1 pseudogene is annotated in these 1755 nt (G+C 60.9%); it reads right to left on the bottom strand.

What is annotated here, in order from left to right:
- Nucleotides 1-668: 668 nt before the first annotated feature.
- Nucleotides 669-1755 (bottom strand): annotated as a pseudogene (locus KIP88_RS48965) (PLP-dependent aminotransferase family protein); the annotation flags it as partial.

Here is a 1755-nt window from a genome sequence, read left to right on the forward strand (position 1 = left end):
ACGGAAGCCGCTTGACAGCGCCTCTGTCCGCCTTTCCCGCAGGCAAGCGGGAGTTGGACGGCGAAGCCTCGCTGAAGGGACTCTCCGTGTGCTGCGCTCGGGGATAGAGCCCCTCGGCGCCGATCCATTCCCGCCAACTTGCGAGTGCCGAGCCGACCCCAGTGTAGAATCATGCCCTCGTCGCCCGCAGGTATCGAAATTCTAATCTGCGAAAATGCCGGCTCGGATGGCTCAAAATGTCTGCGCCATATGGAATCAGATATCGCCAATCCTCAATAACTTCATTCCGCTGTCGCGAACGAGCCGTTCCGTCTCTGCGTGCGCTAAAGTCAATCCGCTCGACACCTTCGCCATGCCTACACCTTAAGTGTCCATGAATCTCAGATTCAATGATGAGAACCCAGTGTTCATTTGGCCCTGGATAGCCGCCAACCTCAGAAACTAATCCAGCTTAGCGTTTGCCAGGAACCACGAGAGCTTAAATCTTGTCTCACCAAGATCCGTTTTGCTCCTAAAGGTCCTGCCGGTTTGTTCGGCCTCACCCACGCTCATTCCCACCCCCAGTGGCTCTTCGGCCCGTGCCGTAGGTTCCAGCACACCATTCCGACCGAATCTCGTCTGATAAAAGATGCTTTGGTCCCGATCAATACTCTCGCGCCACGAGCGATTAGCATCGTCGCGAGCGCTTCCTGCTCGATCAGCGGCGTGTGCCTGTCCATGATCTGCTTGGCCGCGGCGAACAGGGGCTGGAGTTCAGAGGGCACCACCAGATAGCCGATCCTCAGCGTAGGCGAGAGCGTCTTGGAGACGATCCCAAGATAGATGACGTCCTCGCTACCTGCGAGCGCGTGCAGCGGGGGGACCGGCTTCGTGTCGTATCGATACTCACTGTCGTAGTCGTCCTCGATTACGTAGGCATCGAACTTTCTTGCCCAGGCGAGCAACTGGTGCCGACGCGCGATCGGCATGACGCCGCCCAGCGGAAATTGATGCGACGGCGTCACGTGCGCAAGCCGCGCTTCGATCTTCGCAAGCCGCTCCGTGTCCAGTCCCTCGACGTCGACCGGAATCGGCACCGCGGCTGCCCCGGTGGCCGAGAAGACGTGCCTTGCCATCAGGTAGCCAGGGTCTTCCATGACGAACCGATCGTCGGAGTTGAGCAGCAGTCGCGCACACAAGTCGAGCCCTTGCTGCGAACCGTTCACGATGATGATTTGATCCACTTCGCATCGCACGGTCCTCGAACGCCAGAGATAGGGCTGCAGCGCCATCCGCAGCCGTCGAGAGCCGCAAGGATCGTTGTAGGCCAATCTCGCAGGCCGCCGTGTCATTGCAGCGACCGCGGCTCTTTCCACGCGAGCACGGGGAAATCCGAAGGTGAGGTCACCATACCGAAAATTTGCGAGGAGGTTGCGAGGTTGCTCCTCCGAGCGCGGCGCGACCTGTCTCAAACGCTCACCGTAGCCCGACAGTCGCACCTTCCGTGACAATGGCCGCCACGTCGCGCGCACGCGCCCCCTCTCGACAACAGCTTGTGCAACGCGCGGTCGTGCGCCATGGCGGATCTCGATGAAGCCTTCCGCCGGCGAGTTGCTCATAGGCGATCGTCACCGTACCGCGAGACACGCCGAGTTCCCCGGCGAGGGCGCGGGACGACGGCAGCAGCCCATCGGCGCCGTACACGCGCCCCAGGATCTGATCCCTAAGCGCTTCGTAGATCTGACGCGCTCCCATTCGCGGGGTGCGGTGCCTAGA

This window comes from Bradyrhizobium sp. SRL28 (genome assembly GCF_018596315.1).
In the GTDB taxonomy this organism is placed as follows: domain Bacteria; phylum Pseudomonadota; class Alphaproteobacteria; order Rhizobiales; family Xanthobacteraceae; genus Bradyrhizobium.